This window comes from Fulvivirga sp. M361, assembly GCF_007097395.1.
GTDB lineage: Bacteria > Bacteroidota > Bacteroidia > Cytophagales > Cyclobacteriaceae > Fulvivirga.
On the sequence record NZ_VKDC01000036.1, the window covers coordinates 44,526 to 61,660 of the forward strand.

The window sequence follows — 17,135 nt, forward strand, 5'->3', positions numbered from 1 at the left end:
TTTGGCAACCTATAAGACACAAATAGTATTCTTGGTTAAACTGATCACAATCTATTTAGCGCTATACTTTATTGTAAAAATATTTATTGGGGTGACGTCTGAAGGCGGAGCACTTTATTCACCTTGGCTGGACATTCATTTTGATGTTATATCCGGTTTTCGAAATATACTTTTAGGCTTTTCCGAGTATCTACTTAATACCTTGGGCTATGATCCTCAGCGTACTGAATTCACGCTCAATATTGATAATAGCCCTGGTATACGTTTGGTGTATGCTTGTATGGGTTTTGAATTAATTTGTGGCTATACAGCATTAATATTAGCTTATCCATTTTATGGAAAACGTACGGTTATTTATCTGCTATCAGGAATAGTTTTAATTGAATTATTGAATATCATAAGGATATGTGGTTTGACCATCTTGTTTTCCCACGGCCATATGTCATGGTTTGATACCGTTGACCACCATGATATTTTTAATTTTACCGTTGTTATAAGCTTGATTATAGTTTATATCACTTATTTGAAAGGGATCAAATCAGCAGAATGAATATCTTGATCACAGGTATTACAGGCTTTATTGGTAGTAATCTTTATCACTATTTAAAGACAAAAACTCACGATGAGCATGAAATTAACTTCTACGCACTTACAAGGGATAGAGATAAGGTAGAAGGACAATTCAGAGATAATAACATACACATATTTACTAAAGTTGACAGCGCATTAATAGACCAATATAAAATAGAGGTCATAATTCATCTTGCAGGCATTGCACATGATCTTTCAGGAATTTATAAGGATAACGATTATGAACGGGTGAATTATGGTCTTAGCAAACATCTGTATGATGAGTTTATTGCGTCCGACACTGCAAGGAAGTTTATATATCTGAGTTCTGTAAAAGCGTTGGCAGACAGAGCCATGCAGGTGTTAACAGAAGAGCAAATGGCAGACCCCAAAACAGCCTATGGGAAGTCAAAACTTAAAGCAGAAAACTATATTTCCAGTATAAAGACTGATGGTAAAAAGACGTATGTTCTGCGTCCATCAATGGTATATGGTCCAGGTAATAAGGGGAATCTTAACCTGTTATATAATTTAATTAAAAAAGGGTACCCTTATCCATTAGGTGCATTTTATAATAAAAGGAGCTTTCTGTCTGTTAATAACTTGAACTTTGTTATGTCTCAAATCATAGCAAAAGAAATTCCGGAAGGTGACTACAATTGTGCGGATGGATCTGATATTTCGACCATCGAATTGGTGAAATTAATTGGTATGACCATTAACAAACCGGCGCGAATTTTAAAGATCAATAAAAAAATGATCTTACAAATTTCCAAAATCGGAACATTGTTGAGATTGCCACTCAACGAAAACACCTTGAAGAAGCTTGTCGAAAATTATCAAGTTTCGACAGATAAATTACTGAATGTACTGGGAATAGAAGGAATGCCTTACAATACATTAGCAGAATTTAGAGCAACGATAAAGAGTTTTGAAGACAGCTGAGATCCTTGTTTATTTCTTCGCATTTGTTTTGCTGGAGTGGTCATATATCCTTGTGGCAAGAAGGCTAAGAATTATAGATAAACCCAATCATAGAACGATGCACTCCGGGCAAATAGTAAGAGGAGGCGGAGCGTTATTTGTGCTTGCTTACTGTGCTTACTTTATATATTCTGATAACGATAATTATTTTTTCCTGATCGGACTACTACTACTGGCAGCAATAAGTTTCATTGATGATATAAGGAACCTGCCGGGTTCTTTTAGACTTGTTTTTCAAGTATTTTCAGTAGTTATGATGTTATATGATGTTGGAATATTTGAAATATGGAACTGGTTATTTATAATAAGCGCTATAATTATTGTGACAGGAGTACTCAACGCATTTAATTTTATGGATGGAATAAATGGTATTACTGCGGGGTATAGTTGTTCATTATTACTTATTTTACTCATAATAAATGAGCAATTAATTAAGTTTGCAGATACTAATGTTATAATATTTCTTCTTATTGGTACATTATCATTTAGCGTTTTTAACTTTAGAAAAAGAGCGTTGTGTTTTGCGGGAGATGTAGGAAGTATTACAATAGGTTTGATTATAGCTTACCTGATAATCAACCTGATCATAAGTTCAGGTAGCTTATTGTGGATCTTACTTCTTCTTATCTATGGGTTGGATGTAGTTATAACCATTGTGCAGCGAATTCGAAACAAGGAAAATATATTTGAACCTCATAGAAAACACTTATTCCAGGTGGCAATTAATCGGTTGAATGTGTCGCATTTATTGGTTTCTACCATTTACAGTGTGGCACAATTTCTTATTGGTTTGATAGTTCTGCTGATTTATAGTTTTCAGACGGAGCACCAGCTTTTATGGGCAATAGTGCTAATGATTTCTGGTGCCGCTTTTTATTTGATCATTAAAACCAAGATTACAGGTAGTGTTTGGTTATCAGACTCATATTAAGAGGATTTTGGATGTTTTCCTGGCGTTAATACTTTCAATATTATTAATGCCGCTAACGGGGTTAATTGCCATGAGTATATTGGTGTTTGATACCAGACCAGTGATGTTTAAACAATCGCGTCTGGGAAAAAACAACAAACCTTTTATACTCTATAAATTTCGGACTCTTGCAGTAAAAGGATATTCTGATTTTGAATTTAGCCATGAGGATGTTACGAAAATGGGTCGGTTCTTGAGAGCTTCAGGTTTTGACGAGATACCCCAACTGTTGAATGTAATTAAAGGCGAAATGTCTTTAGTCGGGCCAAGGCCTTTACCGGAAGAATATGTTGATTTATTAAATGGTTATTCAAAGACCAGGAGTCTGATAAAACCGGGAATTACCGGCCTGGTTCAAACGAAAGGAGGTAATGAGTTAGACTGGCCGGAAAGATTCAGGTTAGATGATGCATATGCTTCTGATATTTCATTCAAAAAAGATATAATCATACTATTGAAAACTGTTTTGAGTCCTTTTAAAACAAAAATAACGCAAAGTAAAACGTTAACTCATTCCATTTGACCTCTATCTCAAAACCGATCTTACTGTCACCTCCTCATTTTAGTGATGAGGAACTCAAATATGTAAAGCAGGCCTTCGGACAGGAATGGATTGCCGGGAGAGGGGAAAACCTGGATGAGCTGGAAGGGGCATTAAGCAATTTTCTTGGTATCGATCATGTTGTTGCATTAAATTCCGGTACTGCTGCGATACATCTTGCACTGGTTCTTCTTGGTATAAAACGCGGAGACGTAGTGTTGTGCTCTACATTTACATTTGCTGCTTCGGCCAATCCCATTGTCTACCAGGGTGCGGAACCAGTTTTTATCGATAGTGAATCTGAGACATGGAACATGGATCCTGAACTGTTGGTTAAGGCCATAGATGAATTAATTAAAATTGGTAAAAAGCCCAAAGCCATCATTTTTGTTCATGTTTACGGAATGCCGGGTAAGATCGAAGAAGTAGCCAACATTTGTAACCACTTTCAAATTCCCTTAATCGAAGATGCTGCCGAGGCTTTGGGAGCTACCAGGAAAGGGAAGAAAGTCGGCACATTTGGGGATTTGGGCGTCTATTCCTTCAACGATAATAAAATAATTACTACTTCAGGGGGTGGGGCTTTAGTATCCAATAATGGGGATTGGATTGAAAGGGCAAGGTTTTTAGCCTCACAATCCAGAGACCGTACCAATTATTATCAACACTCTGCCATTGGCTACAACTATGTTATGAGTAATATTGCTGCGAGTATTGGCAGGGGGCAGATGGAAGTACTTCAGGACAGAATAGAAAAGAGGCGGGAGATATTTGCATATTATAAGGAAAGGCTTGGTCAGATAGAAGGGGTGAAATTTCTGGAAGAACTACCCGGTGTTTATTGTAATCGATGGTTGACCACGCTACTTATTGATAGGGAAATTACTTCTGTTAGTGCAGAAACACTAAGATTTGAATTGGAACAAGTAAGTATTGAATCCAGGCTTTTATGGAATCCTATGCATCGACAGCCCATATATCAGGAAAAACAGTATTTTGATAATGGGATCTCCGATCATTTGTTTTCTTCCGGCTTGTGTTTGCCTTCTGGGTCCAATATGGGGGCGGCAGATTTAGAGCGGGTAACTGATGCAGTATTGAAAGTACTTGATCAGGTTACCAGGTCTTAGTAATGAGGTATTTATGTTGTAAGATTCGGAGGATATACTGTATCTTATTATTAATTTCGTATTTTGTAATCAGAAGATTCCTAATGGGTATGAAGAATATAATACTAGTTGTTGTTTTTTTTGCTGTTTTTACAAATTCATTTGCGCAAACGACGCTACTTTCTGAGAATTTTGATGTAGGTACCACCGTTCCAAACCCTCCATCAGGCTGGAGTAATACAGTGGACTTCGGTGAGCTATGGTCAACCACGTCAGGCGTTTTCAATTCTACACCTAATTGTGCTGACCTGACGATTCCTTCAAGTTCTGTGGCCATTAATTCAGCTCTGGAATCAACCAATTTCAGTACTTCAGGGTTTTCAAGCATCACCGTTCAATGGGAAGCCAGAGATGATTTGGGCGCGGAACCGTTGGTTCTGGAGTATGCTATAGGATCAAAATCAGGTTTTTCAAGTTCAGGTGTAACTTATACAGACAATGCTACCGCCGGATCTTTTGTGACACAATCGGCTACCTTACCCACCGCAGTCAATAATCAGTCCGTAGTTTACGTCAGGTGGGTTATATCAACGATTAATAATGGGGCTAGCTATTTTATTGATGACGTTCTGATTCAAGGGACGGCTTCTGTTTCTTCAACCTTTTATTCCATTGCAGCTTCCAATACCAACTTGGATGACCTGACAAGCTGGTCAAGCACTCAGGATGAACTTGGGGCCAATCCTCTTAATTTTACAGATGCAGGGGCTACATTCATTATTGATGATGCAGGAGGGACGTTTGATGCAAACTGGCCTGCGGCGGGTACAATTGAAAATGTTCGTGTAGAAAATGGAGCAGATTTGACAATTCCCTCAGGTTTTACACTTACCGGTACGGTTAATGTGAGCGACGGAGGGACGCTAATTTTAGCAAATACTACATTGCCCACTATTGGAACATTGGGTGAAACAAGTACTGTAGACTATGCACAAGGAGGTACACAATCGGTAGATGTACAGAATTATGGTAATCTCACTATATCTAATTCAGGAACCTATGAGCTTGGTAATGCTACCAGGGTCAGAGGAACGCTTAATCTTGAAAGTGGAATATTAAGGCTTAGTATTTTCAATACGCATAACTTTATTGTGGAAGGAAATGTCATCCGAACTTCTGGTTCAATCAGAGGATCTAGCTCATCAAATCTGACACTTACCGGAACGGCGAGTGTTGATAATCTCTTTTTTACTTCTGGTTTTGAAAATTTAAGACAATTATCAATTACTAAAAGTGGTGGTACTGTAGACCTAACTTCAAACCTAACAATAGTAAATAACTTGTCTTTAACTCAGGTAACGCTTGACATTAATTCAAGTACCTTGTCACTTAGTAGTAATGTTAGTCTGTCGAGCAGTTCACTTACAAGCAATGCAAATGGCACTGTTCGGTTTGTGCAAGTCGCTGATGGACAAAGTGTTCCGGCTGGGACATACGGAAATTTGCAGTTCAGTAATTTCAACAAAACATTACCTTCTTCCGGTACAATCAGTATCGCAGGTACTTTTACACCTAACGCTGCTACCGGTCATACCATTACAGGGTCGACGATTCTGTTTAACGGAACAACCCAGTTCATCCCGGATTTCACGTATAATAACCTGACCATTAATGCAGGCACTACCGCTACAGCTGCCAACTTTGATATTGAAGGTGATTTTACGAATAATGGAACATTTAATGCAGGCACCGGTCTGGTCACTTTCAGCGGTTCGTCCACTCAGGATATCAATGGAACTACGCAATTCTATGATATGCAGTTGGACAACAACGTAAATAATGAAGGTACTACGACGCTTGAAAACATACTTACTCTAGGGAACGCGGTTACATTTGATGCAGACGGAGCTGCAGATACAGGGAGTTTTACGATAAGTTCAACAGGAGTATCGTCCACGGCCATGGTCAGCACTATTCCTGTTGGTTCTTCTGTTACAGGTAATGTGACCACTGAGCGTTTCATACGGGCTTTTGCTATCGATAGATTTAGAAATATATCCATTCCATTAAATGGAATAACAGGAGCACAGTTGGACGAAGCTGATGACGTTCGCCTTAATTCAGTGAATGATGGACTGCCAAATGTTTTTAGTTACTCTGAAGCAATTACCGGTGATATAGATCAGGGCTGGCAGGCTGGTTTAACCAGTTCTACGCCTATGACACCTCATACAGGCTACTCGGTTTACAGGGATGTCAATGCCAATGTGACACTCGATGCTACAGGAACGCTTAATCAAGGGGATGTTGATTTTGGAGTGACCTATACCGAATCCTCACCGGGCAATCCGACAGGGGATGGATGGAACTTTCTTGGTAATCCTTATCCGGCTCCAATTGATTATGACCTCCTGACCAGAAATGGTTCGGTAGGGGGTACAGTATCTGTATGGGATGCTGAGAATAATCAATATCTTTCCTATAATGCAGGTACTGCAACAGGGACACTTACAGATGGCATTATTGCTTCCGGCCAGGGGTTCTGGGTCCAGACTCAGGCAAGCTCACCATCTCTGACAGCGACAGAATCATCTAAAGTCTCATCGACGTCAACCAGTTTTTTTAGGACTAAAAGTACGGTTGAAAAGCTGGCTATAACCTTGACAGATACCATATCTTCTGACGTGGCATTTTTGGTATTAGATGAAAGAGCCACAGAGGGTTTTGATACTGAATACGATGGTCGAAAACTTGCTAATGGGATATTTAATTTATCTACTGTAATGGAGGGCCAGGACATGGTTATCAATACCATTCCCAGAAGTACTAGTTGCTCTATCACCACTGAATTAAATATTACTAATGTAAGCAGCGGTAATTTCGAGTTGGTTTTTGATAGCTTTAATAGTATTGGCGGATTAGATAGAATCACTTTGAAAGACAAATTTCTTGACAATGAAACCATCATAAACGACGCTCAAAACGTATATAATTTTGAAGTGACTGATGCCCCCGGCTCTCATGGAGAAAGGTTTTCGATTACCCTGGAATTTACCCCTGCTATCCCGGATATTCAGGTTAATAACAATGAGTTACAAATTTCAAGTACAGCGGAATCTATACAATGGTTCTTAAATGATGAGCCGATTGAAGGAGCAAATGAGCCTACCTTCCTGGCTGAAGAATCCGGAGTTTATAAAGTGTCATTGGCTAATGGCGACTGTCGTGTTTTTTCTGAAAACAGATCATTTGTAATTACTTCTCTTGAATCAAATATTGGGTCCGATTTACATATTTCTCCTAACCCATTTGAGAGTAATGTTATCTTGGGTATTGACTCTCCGGATGTTGATTTTGTGAGTGTTAACATTTATAATGCTAACGGTATTTTAGTTTTTTCAAAAAAGAATTTGGATCTTCGAGGAAATATAGACTTATCATCGCTTAAAAGTGGATTATATATTATGAATATAGACGCAGGAAATGAGATATTCGTAAGGAGGTTAATCAAGAAATAGCTAATGAAGCAAAGATATATTTTTGTAATAATACTTATTTTCATTACCACTTCTTACGTATTTAGCCAACCCGGGGGAGGTGGCCCTGGAGATAGGGATATACCATTTGGTGGGATTGAATATTTGATGATTTTTGGAGGTGGATTAGGACTGGCTAAAATCATCAAAAACAAATCGAAAAAGTAGATTTTTGTCCGTTACAAAACAGGTACTTAAACTTCGCATTTTACCGAGATGGGTCATTATTATCATTGACTCATTGATAATAATACTTTCCTCTTTACTGGCTTACCTGTTACGGTTCAATTTTGATTGGGTCCAGGTTTTTCAATTTAATCTGAAAAACGGAATTCTAGCTAATTTACTATCGTTTCTTGTAGCCACTTTTTTAACAAAAAGCTACTCAGGGATAGTCCGATATACAGGAATCCATGACGGCAAGAGATTACTCTCTACGCTTTTTTTAATGGGGGTCGTCGTGACATTCATGAACTTAGTTTTTTTCTATTTTTTTAGAAAAAACTTGATACCCTACTCCATTATTCTCATCACATTACTGGCCAGTTTTGTAGCACTATTTCAGTATCGTCTATTAATAAAAAATATCTTTTCTTACTACAGAAGTGCTAATAGTGGAAAAGTATCTGTGGCAATTTTTGGAGCAGGAGAACTAGGTATAGTCACCCAATCGGTTCTTTTGGAAAGTAATGATGTTAATTATAAAATAGAAGCATTTTTCGAAGACGATAACAGGAAAGTAGGGAAAGTAATAAATGGGACACGAATTTACAGTGGGGGTGATGATTTTGCCAGGAAACTCAGAAGCCTGGGGGTTCAGGAGATGATAATTTCCACGCAAAATCTGGATACGGAAAGAACTAACGAATTGGTAGATATATGTCTTAATCATGAAGTGCGTGTCAGATCGGTACCAAGTTTGGATCAATGGGTGAGGGGGGAGCTCAGTATTAAGCAAATAAGGGAAGTAAGAATAGACGACCTATTAGGTAGAGCATCAATTCGACTTAATAATGAAAAGGTAAAAGCCCAAATAACAGGTAAGTGCATTTGTGTAACAGGTGCCGCTGGGTCGATAGGCAGCGAATTGGTGAGACTGCTAATATACCATAAACCGGAACAGGTAGTACTGATAGACCAAAGTGAATCGGCGCTGTATGAGCTGCAGCGAGAAATATCAGATAAGGTAGTGATTAAGGCGTACGTGGCAGATATAACGGACGAGCTCAGAATAGATCAGATTTTTCAAGATGAACAACCTGAGATCGTTTTTCATGCAGCGGCATACAAACATGTGCCCCTGATGGAGTTAAATACTGTGGAGGCTATTAAAACAAATATATTAGGGACAAAATGCCTTGCAGACATTTCACTACGTAAAGGAGTGCGAAAATTCGTAATGGTTTCTACCGATAAAGCGGTTAATCCAACCAGTGTGATGGGATGTTCGAAGAGATTGGCTGAAATGTACGTTCAGTCTTTGAATAACAGGGAACTGTCCCAACCGCAAAAATCATCAACAGTCTTCGTAACCACACGTTTTGGTAATGTTTTGGGATCAAATGGATCGGTTATTCCTGTCTTTAAAAAGCAAATAATGGAAGGTGGTCCCATTACTGTCACCCACCCTGAGATTACCCGTTTTTTTATGACCATACGTGAAGCTTGCCAACTTATATTGGAAGCAGGCGCTATGGCAAGAGGTGGGGAGATATTTATATTTGACATGGGGAAGTCAGTGAAAATAGTAGATTTAGCGAAGAAAATGATTAAACTATCTGGCCTGGAGTTAGATAAAGATATTGAAATAGTTTTTACAGGTCTGAGAGAAGGAGAAAAACTATATGAAGAGCTTCTTGCGGATAAAGAAAATACTATGCCAACCCATCATGAAAAGATCATGATCGCCAAAACGCAACGGTTTGAATATGAGTTGGTGGATAAAGGGATGAAGTCTTTGAAGAGTGCTATTGACGAAGGGCACGATAGCTATACATCAGTTTCATTAATGAAAGCATTAGTTCCGGAGTATAAAAGTAATAGTTCTATTTATGAAGTGCTTGACGGAATAGCACCACCCCAAATTTAGACCTACATTAGAGGCTGATAAAATCGCACCCCAAAAAAACTTGTTATCCAATCTATTTCAGTGTTTTGATTTGTACAAAGCTTATTTACTGTAAAGCGCGGCATAATTGAAAATTTGGAAATTTTCAATCTAACTAGAAACTCTTCTTATATTCCCGCGGAGATACACCCATAAATTTTTTAAACACTCTCGAAAAGTATAATGGATCCTGGTAATCTAACTGGTAGCTTATTTCCTTGATAGATAGAGTCGTGAGGTTCATAAGCTCGCAGGCCTTTTGGATTTTTATCAAACTGAAAAAGTACATGATGGAATACCCGGTTCGTTCCTTGAAAATCGTGAATAATGTAGAAGAAGATTTTCCGAATTCGGAAATGATATCATTCATGGTCAAGGTATTGTATATGTTTGAGTTGAGGTACTCTGTTATTTGCTTGGCAAGGTCGTCCCTACTGCGGTCGTTATGATCATTAGATTTTATACTGTAGTAAATAAATGAACCAAGAAGTTTATGCAATAACATACTGGAATATTCAAAAATCTGGTCCGTGTAACCCATTTTGAATAGATCCAGCAGATACTCAAACTCTGCAACTTTGTTTTGATGAAAAGGGATGAAAATAGGTTTACTGTTATTATGCTTTTCAAATTTTTTATAAAGATAGGCTGCATTAATGCCCTTGAAGTGGATCCAGTAAATGCTCCAGGGGTCTTTACCGTCTGACGCGTATTGGTGTGGTTTGTCTTTTTCTATGATGAAAAATGTGTTCGGCTCGAGCTTGTATTTTTTGTTTTTCGTTTTGATTTTTCCTCTGCCTTCCAAACAGTAGATCAAAATGTATTCCAGGCACCCCAAAGGGCGGTCTCTAAAGTGATTCAGGGCTTTTGGAAAAAAACCGATATCGGTTAAATAAAGGTTACTGACAAGTTCGTGACTGCTGTATTTTCTTGTGGTTCCGCGTGGCACTACAATCATCTTTTCACCTTTGAATCCACTCTTCAACTGCCTGCTCCTCATAACGTATTGTATTCGATTATTGAATAATTGTCTATATCATCTTTGTATATGTCCATGTGATGAAATTAGCATTTTTATAAATTTGACAGTGTAAAAATGTATAAACATGCATAAAATCCAAATTTTATGTTTTTGAATAAAAATTATTTCAAAAATGGTGTTGAGGAATTTTGTATTTTTTTTCGAGAAAACATAAACTAATAATCTATGTTATCCCAAATCAAAACCGCAAAAACTGTTTTTTTACTCACGCTTTTAATGACCATTGCGGGTAATGAAGATGGGCCTTCAGTATCCTCGGAATCCCTACTTGATAGAGGTTGATCCCGTCGTTCGGGTGGTCAACAATTTCGTGATCAACCGAAGTCCGGGCAATATTTTCAAGGCAAAGGCGGGAGAGGGTAAACTGCTACTCACTTCTATCGACCTAGCCAATGATCTCGAAAACCGGGTCGAGGCTAAGCAGATGAAAAGCAGTTTGATGGCCTATATGAATGGGCCGGATTTCAACCCTGGCCAGAAGATTGATTTTTCAAAAATTAAAACCCTTGCCAAATGATCAACCCTAAGACTTTCAAAAACAATACTATTCCAAGGAGTTCCATCGCTCAGTGGGGGCAAGAAGGAGTTATTATAATTTCAATCCTGTTTTCCTTTTTCCTATTCTCGTGCTCATCCAGGCAACCCAACTCTATCTCACTCCATGGCGAATGGACAGTCATTCTGGACTCTTTGGACCAGGGAGAGAAAGAGCAATGGTACACCCGACAAATCAAGGGAGTCCTGGTAAATTTACCTGGGACCCTGGCAGAAAATGAGCTGGGAGTCCCACACAGTTTGACCCCTGAGATCAGTAAAAAAACCATGTTTCATCTCACTAGAAGCCACTATTACACAGGTAAAGCCTGGTACCAACGCAAAGTGAATATCCCTGGAAATATTGTGAATGGTCGCAGTGTCCTGGAACTGGAAAGAGTGCTCTGGCAATCGAAAGTTTGGATCAATGGAAGTATGGTCGGGACCGATAGTAGCCTTTCTACTGCGCATCGCTTTGAAATCAATGATTTTTTGGTAGAAGGAGAAAATACGGTCACGATCATGGTGGATAATTCATTTATTGAACCTGGTATAAGCTTTGAACATGAGCGATATCCTGCACCCATATCAGTAGGGTTCTCACATGCTTATAGCAACCATACCCAAGGCAAATGGAATGGAATTATCGGAAAGATCTCGTTAACCAAGTTGGAACCAGAGGCTATTCGTGAGTTGGCGGTTTATCCTGGTTTGAAAAACAAAAAGCTCACGATCAACGCCTTTTTTTATGGTGATATAATTGACGATCAGGCTTTTAATTGGGCAATTTCTCAAAATGGAAAGATGCTGGAGTCGGGAGAAACTCCTGGAAAGGTCAATGGAAAGGCTGTTACTGCGACAATCCCACTCCCTGGAGAGATAGAAGTCTGGGATGAGCACAATCCAAATACCTATAATCTAACATTTGGTAAAAAGAACTCATCCGAAAATTTCACAACATCATTTGGTTTGAGAGATGTCAAAGCAGATGGAACCACTCTTATGCTAAATGACAAACGAATATTTCTTCGTGGCAACCTGGATTGTGCTGTTTATCCAATTAAAGGCCGCGTGGATATGACGGAAGCGGAATGGCTGATGAGGTTGAAAGTCGTAAAATCCTATGGTTTCAATCACATACGATTTCATTCCTGGTGCCCGCCAAAAGCTGCTTTTGAGGTGGCAGATCAATTAGGAATGTATCTGCAAGCTGAGCTGCCGCATTGGAGTTTGACCGTAGGCAAGGATAAAGAGGCCCTCAATTTCCTCGAAAAAGAAGCAGATCGAATTCTGAAGGAGTATGGCAACCACCCCTCTTTTGTCCTGATGTCTATGGGAAATGAGCTGGAAGGGGACATGAGTTGGCTCAACAGCCAGGTTGAAAGGTTGAAGGTGAAAGATGGCAGGAGGCTCTACACTACCACCACATTCTCCTTTCAAAAGGGAGTGGGCACTTTGCCTCAGCCGGAAGATGAGTTTTTCATCACCCAATGGACGGATAAAGGCTGGGTGAGAGGGCAAGGGTATTTCAATGATTTTCCTCCCGATTTTAGCGGTGACTACAGCAATCGAATTGACCATATCGACAAGCCCATAGTGGCACATGAGATCGGTCAGTATGCCATTTTTCCTGACTTGAATGAAATTGAAAAATATAGTGGGGTCGCCCAGCCTGTCAACCTCCAGGCGATCAAAAATGACCTGGAGAAAAAAGGGATGCTTGATCTGGCGCCGAAGTTTGCCAAAGCTTCAGGTCAGCTTGCGTCGATCTTGTACAAAGCTGATATTGAACGCAATCTCAAAACACCCGGATATGATGGATTTCAGCTTTTGCAGCTACAGGACTACCCTGGTCATGGTACTGCGCTGATAGGGATGCTGGACGTGTTCTGGGAGTCAAAAGGTATCATTGACAGTATGTCTTTCAGAAGGTTCAATTCGCCGGTTGTTCCACTTCTTCGATTTGGAAAGGTAAGTTATCAATCCAGCGAGACCTTTAACGCAGCAGTCCAGGTAGCGAATTTCCTGGAACCAATAGAAAATTACAAGATCAATTGGAGTATCAAAGATGGAGGAGAAGAGATTGAGAATGGAGTAATTACCGGGACGCGGATCCCCTACGGAAATACCGATACTCTTGGCTTCATACAAGTAGATCTAAAAACTGATTTCGCAAAAGAGCTTACGGTTTCTTTAGAAATTGAGGGAACAGAATATGCTAACGATTGGTCAATTTGGGTTTTTCCTAAAGTAGGAATACCAGGGTCAGATGTCATCTATACCCAATCACCCAAAGAAGCAAGAAAGTTATTGTCAGAAGGAAAGAAAGTCTTGTTCAATCCTCCTGCCAATAAAGCAATAGGAGAACCCAACCGATTCGGCTCTATATTTTGGGGGCAGCTTTTGTTTAAACAGGTTTCAAATATGGGATTGCTTATTGACCCCGACCACCCTGCTTTTTCAAACTTCCCAACCAACTATCATTCCGATTGGCAATGGTGGGATCTCTGCACCAATTCCAGGATCATCACCTTGGACGAGTTGGATGTTGATCCTGTGGTTCGAGTGATCGATGACTTCCTCACGAATCGAAATCTTGGACTGATCTTCGAGGCAAAAGTGGGCAACGGAAAGCTTTTGTTTTCCTCCATTGATCTTGGAAAAGATTTGGAAAATCGCATAGAAGCTAAGCAGATGCGCATCAGCCTGGTGAACTATATGGAGAGCTCTGAATTCGAACCTAAGAAAAACTTGACTTTCGAAAACATTCTAACGGCCATTAAAAATGAATAACACGGAAATAGACATGTACTGGGAAACCGATAAAGAGCTTTTTACCATTGTACGGGAAGAGCTTTACACCGCAGTAATAGGTGACATTATGGATAAACTGGGGTACCTGCACCAGTTTCTTCCACCACAGATACAACCACTTCAGGATGACATGTTTTTAGTGGGCAGGGCTATGACCGTACTAGAGGCAGATTGCTTTGAGGACCTTCCGGAAAATAGTAATAATCCTGTCATGAAAAAACCATTTGGTTTAATGCTGGAAGCTTTAGATGACCTGAAGGAAGACGAAATCTACATTTGTACCGGATCATCTCCATCTTATGCCTTGTGGGGAGAATTAATGGCTACCAGGGCACAACAACTGGGAGCAACCGGGGCAGTAGTCAATGGGTATTCAAGAGATACAAAGGGTGTTCTGGCGCTAAACTTTCCTTCATTTTCCTATGGCAGGTATGCACAAGATCAGGCGCCAAGAGGGAAGGTGATCGATTACCGGGTACCTCTTGAAATTGAAGGCGTACGGATAAACCCGGGTGACATTGTAGTCGGAGATATAGATGGGGTCTGCGTTGTGCCCCAAGAAATTGAGAAAGAGGTGTTTAAAAAGGCCATAGAAAAGGCACGCGGAGAAAAAATAGTTCAAAAGGCCATTTTGGAGGGCATAAGCGCAAAGGCCGCTTTCGACAAATATGGAATAATGTAACGCCATCACGATGAAAATAACGGATATAAAAGTTTGGTTGGTCGAGGGGGTAAAATACAACTGGACCATGCTGAAGGTCTACACGGATGAAGGGCATACCGGTGTAGGTGAGTCCACTAATTGGCCAGGCAGCCCTATGGTTTACCATGCCACGCAACATGCAGGGGAGCGAATCATCGGACTTGATCCCATGAAGACGGATTTTATTTGGACGAAGCTTTATCGTGATCTGAACTGGGTAGGACCACACGGCGTTAGTCTTTGCGCTATCAGCGGGATAGATATGGCGCTGCTGGATCTAAAAGCTAAGGTGCTGGGTGTGCCTTGTTACGATTTGCTAGGAGGAGGATATCGAAAAGAAGTGTTGCTCTACGCGAATTACTGGTTTATCAAGGGAGGACACACCCCCAAAGAATACGCTGAGCAAGCATGGAAAGTTAAAGAATCAGGGTTTACAGGATTAAAGTTCGACCCTTTTGCACATACCAGCTACTTGTATGGGGAGCATCTGTCATCAAGTCTAACACTGACTAAAGAAACTCAAGATTTGGCATTCAATGTGAGTAAGGCCGTTCGGGATACTGTTGGACCTGATTTCGATATTATGATCGAGACGCACGGACTTCTCAACTTACGCATGGCAGTAAAAATGGCGCAACGATTCGCAGACTTAGATATCACCTGGTACGAAGAGCCCGTGGGGCCGGAGAATGTTGATTCACTGGAAGCAGTAAGAAAGAGGCTCCCTGGAAATGCGCCAATTGTAGTCGGCGAACGACATTATACGCGATATGGCATTCGTGAAGTGCTCGAAAGACAGCTGTGCGAGATCATGATGCCAGATATCACGAGATGTGGAGGTCCTTCGGAGATGAAACGTATGGCAACCATGATGGAAGCTTACAATGTGCTCTTGGCGCCACATAATCCAAACGGCCCATTATCCACTTTAGCAAGTGCGCACGTTTGTGCATCCGTGCCTAACTTTTTCCGCCAGGAATTTATGTTTACAGATGTCCCGTGGAGAGATGAAATTATCACATCCCCCATCAAAGATATGGTGAGAGATGGTAAGCTGCATTTGAGTGAAGAACCCGGATTAGGCGTTGATTTGATCGAGGAAGAGATGGAAAAGCACCCGGGAGTAACCAAAGAAAAGGAGGGTTTTTACATTTAAACATTTTCAAAAATGTCATTTGAGATCAACCTTAAAGACAAAGTCGCGATAGTTACCGGGGTTACTTCCGGAATAGGCAGTGGTGTAGCTAAGATGTTGGCGCGAGCGGGATGCACAGTGGCAGGCTGTGGTCGCTCCGCTGAACTAGGGGAAGGTTCAGTAAGTTTTAAGAAGAAAGTTGAAAATGAAGGAGTAGCTTCATTGTATCGCCAGATAGATGTCACCTGTCCTGATCAGCTTGAATCTTTTGTACATGAGGTAGTTCAGTATTTTGGAGGGATTGACGTTGTAGTTTCTAATGCAGGCGTGAATGTTTTTAAGAAGCCAGGAGAATGTACAGAAGAACAATGGGCGTTTAACATGGAACTGAACCTGGCAGCCCACTGGAGGTTGGGAAAGCTCGCGCGACCTCATCTCATGAAAAATAAGGGAGTGCTTATTATCATGACTTCTAACCATGCCTACACCACTATTCCAAATTGCTTTCCATACAACGTAGCCAAAACCGCCTTAACCGGCCTGGTCCGTACCCTGGCGATTGACTGGGGACCTGAAATCCGCACGGTGGGTCTGGCCCCTGGCTTCATCGAAACCGAGGGAGGTGAGCGGTGGTTCGATTCTTTTCCTGATCCGGAAGTAGCAAGAAACAAAGTAGTAGATATCCATCCCGTCAAGAGACTTGGATCGGCGGAGGAAATTGGAGGTTTCTGTGCTTTCCTGGCAAGTGAATATGCTCAATTCATTTCAGGAACTACTTACCTGATAGATGGCGGAAGGAGTGCAATCATGCAGGATGTATGAAATCGAATATAAGATTGTTCAAAACAGCTGAGATTTTTTGGTGTGTCCAGTACAATCTGAGAAGAGATCAAAGGATGAAACCAGGATAACCGCTAATCTGGATAGTGAGGCCCTGGAATTTCTGCAAGAAGGAGATAAAGTGCTTTGTATCCATCCGAAGAACCGCATATTTCAAAGTTGGCCTAAACCCTGTAATCTTGCGTGATGAAAAGACACGACGCTTCAAAGATGCAAGAGCATTACGAAGAGTGGCTGCTATCGGGCAAGA

At 40.5% G+C, this 17,135-nt stretch carries 15 protein-coding genes; 13 read left to right on the forward strand and 2 right to left on the reverse strand.

Annotation, left to right across the window (positions count from 1 at the left end; genetic code table 11):
- Window position 1: 1 nt before the first annotated feature.
- The 8 genes from FNH22_RS26075 to FNH22_RS26110 all read left to right on the forward strand — a co-directional run bounded on the left by FNH22_RS26075 (window position 2) and on the right by FNH22_RS26110 (window position 9,799).
- Window positions 2–550 (forward strand): archaeosortase/exosortase family protein, encoded by a 549-nt coding sequence (locus FNH22_RS26075; protein WP_185154418.1) that lies wholly within the window; start codon window positions 2–4, stop codon window positions 548–550.
- Entirely contained in the window at window positions 547–1,515 is a 969-nt protein-coding gene (locus tag FNH22_RS26080; protein WP_143401453.1) for an NAD-dependent epimerase/dehydratase family protein, read from the forward strand. Before FNH22_RS26075 ends, FNH22_RS26080 begins: the two co-directional genes overlap by 4 nt.
- On the forward strand, window positions 1,502–2,485 hold the full coding sequence (locus tag FNH22_RS26085) for a UDP-GlcNAc--UDP-phosphate GlcNAc-1-phosphate transferase (protein ID WP_143401454.1): 984 nt from the start codon (window positions 1,502–1,504) through the stop codon (window positions 2,483–2,485). Before FNH22_RS26080 ends, FNH22_RS26085 begins: the two co-directional genes overlap by 14 nt.
- Window positions 2,460–3,047, forward strand: a complete 588-nt coding sequence (locus FNH22_RS26090) for a sugar transferase (RefSeq protein ID WP_143401455.1) — start codon at window positions 2,460–2,462, stop codon at window positions 3,045–3,047. Before FNH22_RS26085 ends, FNH22_RS26090 begins: the two co-directional genes overlap by 26 nt.
- A complete protein-coding gene (locus FNH22_RS26095) occupies window positions 3,044–4,195 on the forward strand; it encodes a DegT/DnrJ/EryC1/StrS family aminotransferase (protein WP_370513200.1) in 1,152 nt (383 codons plus the stop codon). Before FNH22_RS26090 ends, FNH22_RS26095 begins: the two co-directional genes overlap by 4 nt.
- Window positions 4,196–4,284: 89 nt before the next feature.
- Window positions 4,285–7,692: a T9SS type A sorting domain-containing protein gene (locus FNH22_RS26100; RefSeq protein ID WP_185154420.1), complete on the forward strand. Its 3,408-nt coding sequence runs from the start codon at window positions 4,285–4,287 to the stop codon at window positions 7,690–7,692.
- A gap of 3 nt (window positions 7,693–7,695) precedes the next feature.
- Window positions 7,696–7,878, forward strand: a complete 183-nt coding sequence (locus tag FNH22_RS26105) for a hypothetical protein (RefSeq protein WP_143401457.1) — start codon at window positions 7,696–7,698, stop codon at window positions 7,876–7,878.
- 4 nt (window positions 7,879–7,882) lie between these two features.
- A complete protein-coding gene (locus tag FNH22_RS26110) occupies window positions 7,883–9,799 on the forward strand; it encodes a nucleoside-diphosphate sugar epimerase/dehydratase (RefSeq protein WP_143401458.1) in 1,917 nt (638 codons plus the stop codon).
- Window positions 9,800–9,932: 133 nt separating this feature from the next.
- Here the strand turns inward: FNH22_RS26110 and FNH22_RS26115 are convergent, their stop codons facing one another.
- Window positions 9,933–10,817, reverse strand: coding sequence for an AraC family transcriptional regulator (locus FNH22_RS26115; RefSeq protein WP_143401459.1), 885 nt, complete (start codon window positions 10,815–10,817; stop codon window positions 9,933–9,935).
- Between the two features lie 274 nt (window positions 10,818–11,091).
- Here FNH22_RS26115 and FNH22_RS26120 point away from each other — a divergent pair, with 274 nt between their 5' ends.
- From FNH22_RS26120 to FNH22_RS26140, 5 genes are read left to right on the forward strand one after another with little or no spacing between them, the layout of a single operon-like run.
- Window positions 11,092–11,376, forward strand: a complete 285-nt coding sequence (locus FNH22_RS26120) for a hypothetical protein (RefSeq protein ID WP_143401460.1) — start codon at window positions 11,092–11,094, stop codon at window positions 11,374–11,376.
- Entirely contained in the window at window positions 11,373–14,186 is a 2,814-nt protein-coding gene (locus FNH22_RS26125) for a sugar-binding domain-containing protein (protein WP_143401461.1), read from the forward strand. The genes FNH22_RS26120 and FNH22_RS26125 overlap by 4 nt, the downstream gene beginning before the upstream one ends.
- Window positions 14,179–14,889, forward strand: a complete 711-nt coding sequence (locus FNH22_RS26130; RefSeq protein WP_221420356.1) for an RraA family protein — start codon at window positions 14,179–14,181, stop codon at window positions 14,887–14,889. The genes FNH22_RS26125 and FNH22_RS26130 overlap by 8 nt, the downstream gene beginning before the upstream one ends.
- A gap of 10 nt (window positions 14,890–14,899) precedes the next feature.
- Entirely contained in the window at window positions 14,900–16,066 is a 1,167-nt protein-coding gene (locus FNH22_RS26135) for a mandelate racemase/muconate lactonizing enzyme family protein (RefSeq protein WP_143401462.1), read from the forward strand.
- A 12-nt stretch (window positions 16,067–16,078) separates the two neighbouring features.
- The gene (locus FNH22_RS26140; protein ID WP_143401463.1) at window positions 16,079–16,867 is read left to right on the forward strand and encodes an SDR family NAD(P)-dependent oxidoreductase; all 789 of its coding nucleotides are present in this window, start codon (window positions 16,079–16,081) and stop codon (window positions 16,865–16,867) included.
- 67 nt (window positions 16,868–16,934) lie between these two features.
- Here FNH22_RS26140 and FNH22_RS32475 read toward each other — a convergent pair.
- Window positions 16,935–17,135: hypothetical protein (locus FNH22_RS32475; RefSeq protein WP_221420357.1), on the reverse strand; the 201-nt coding region annotated here is incomplete at its 5' end.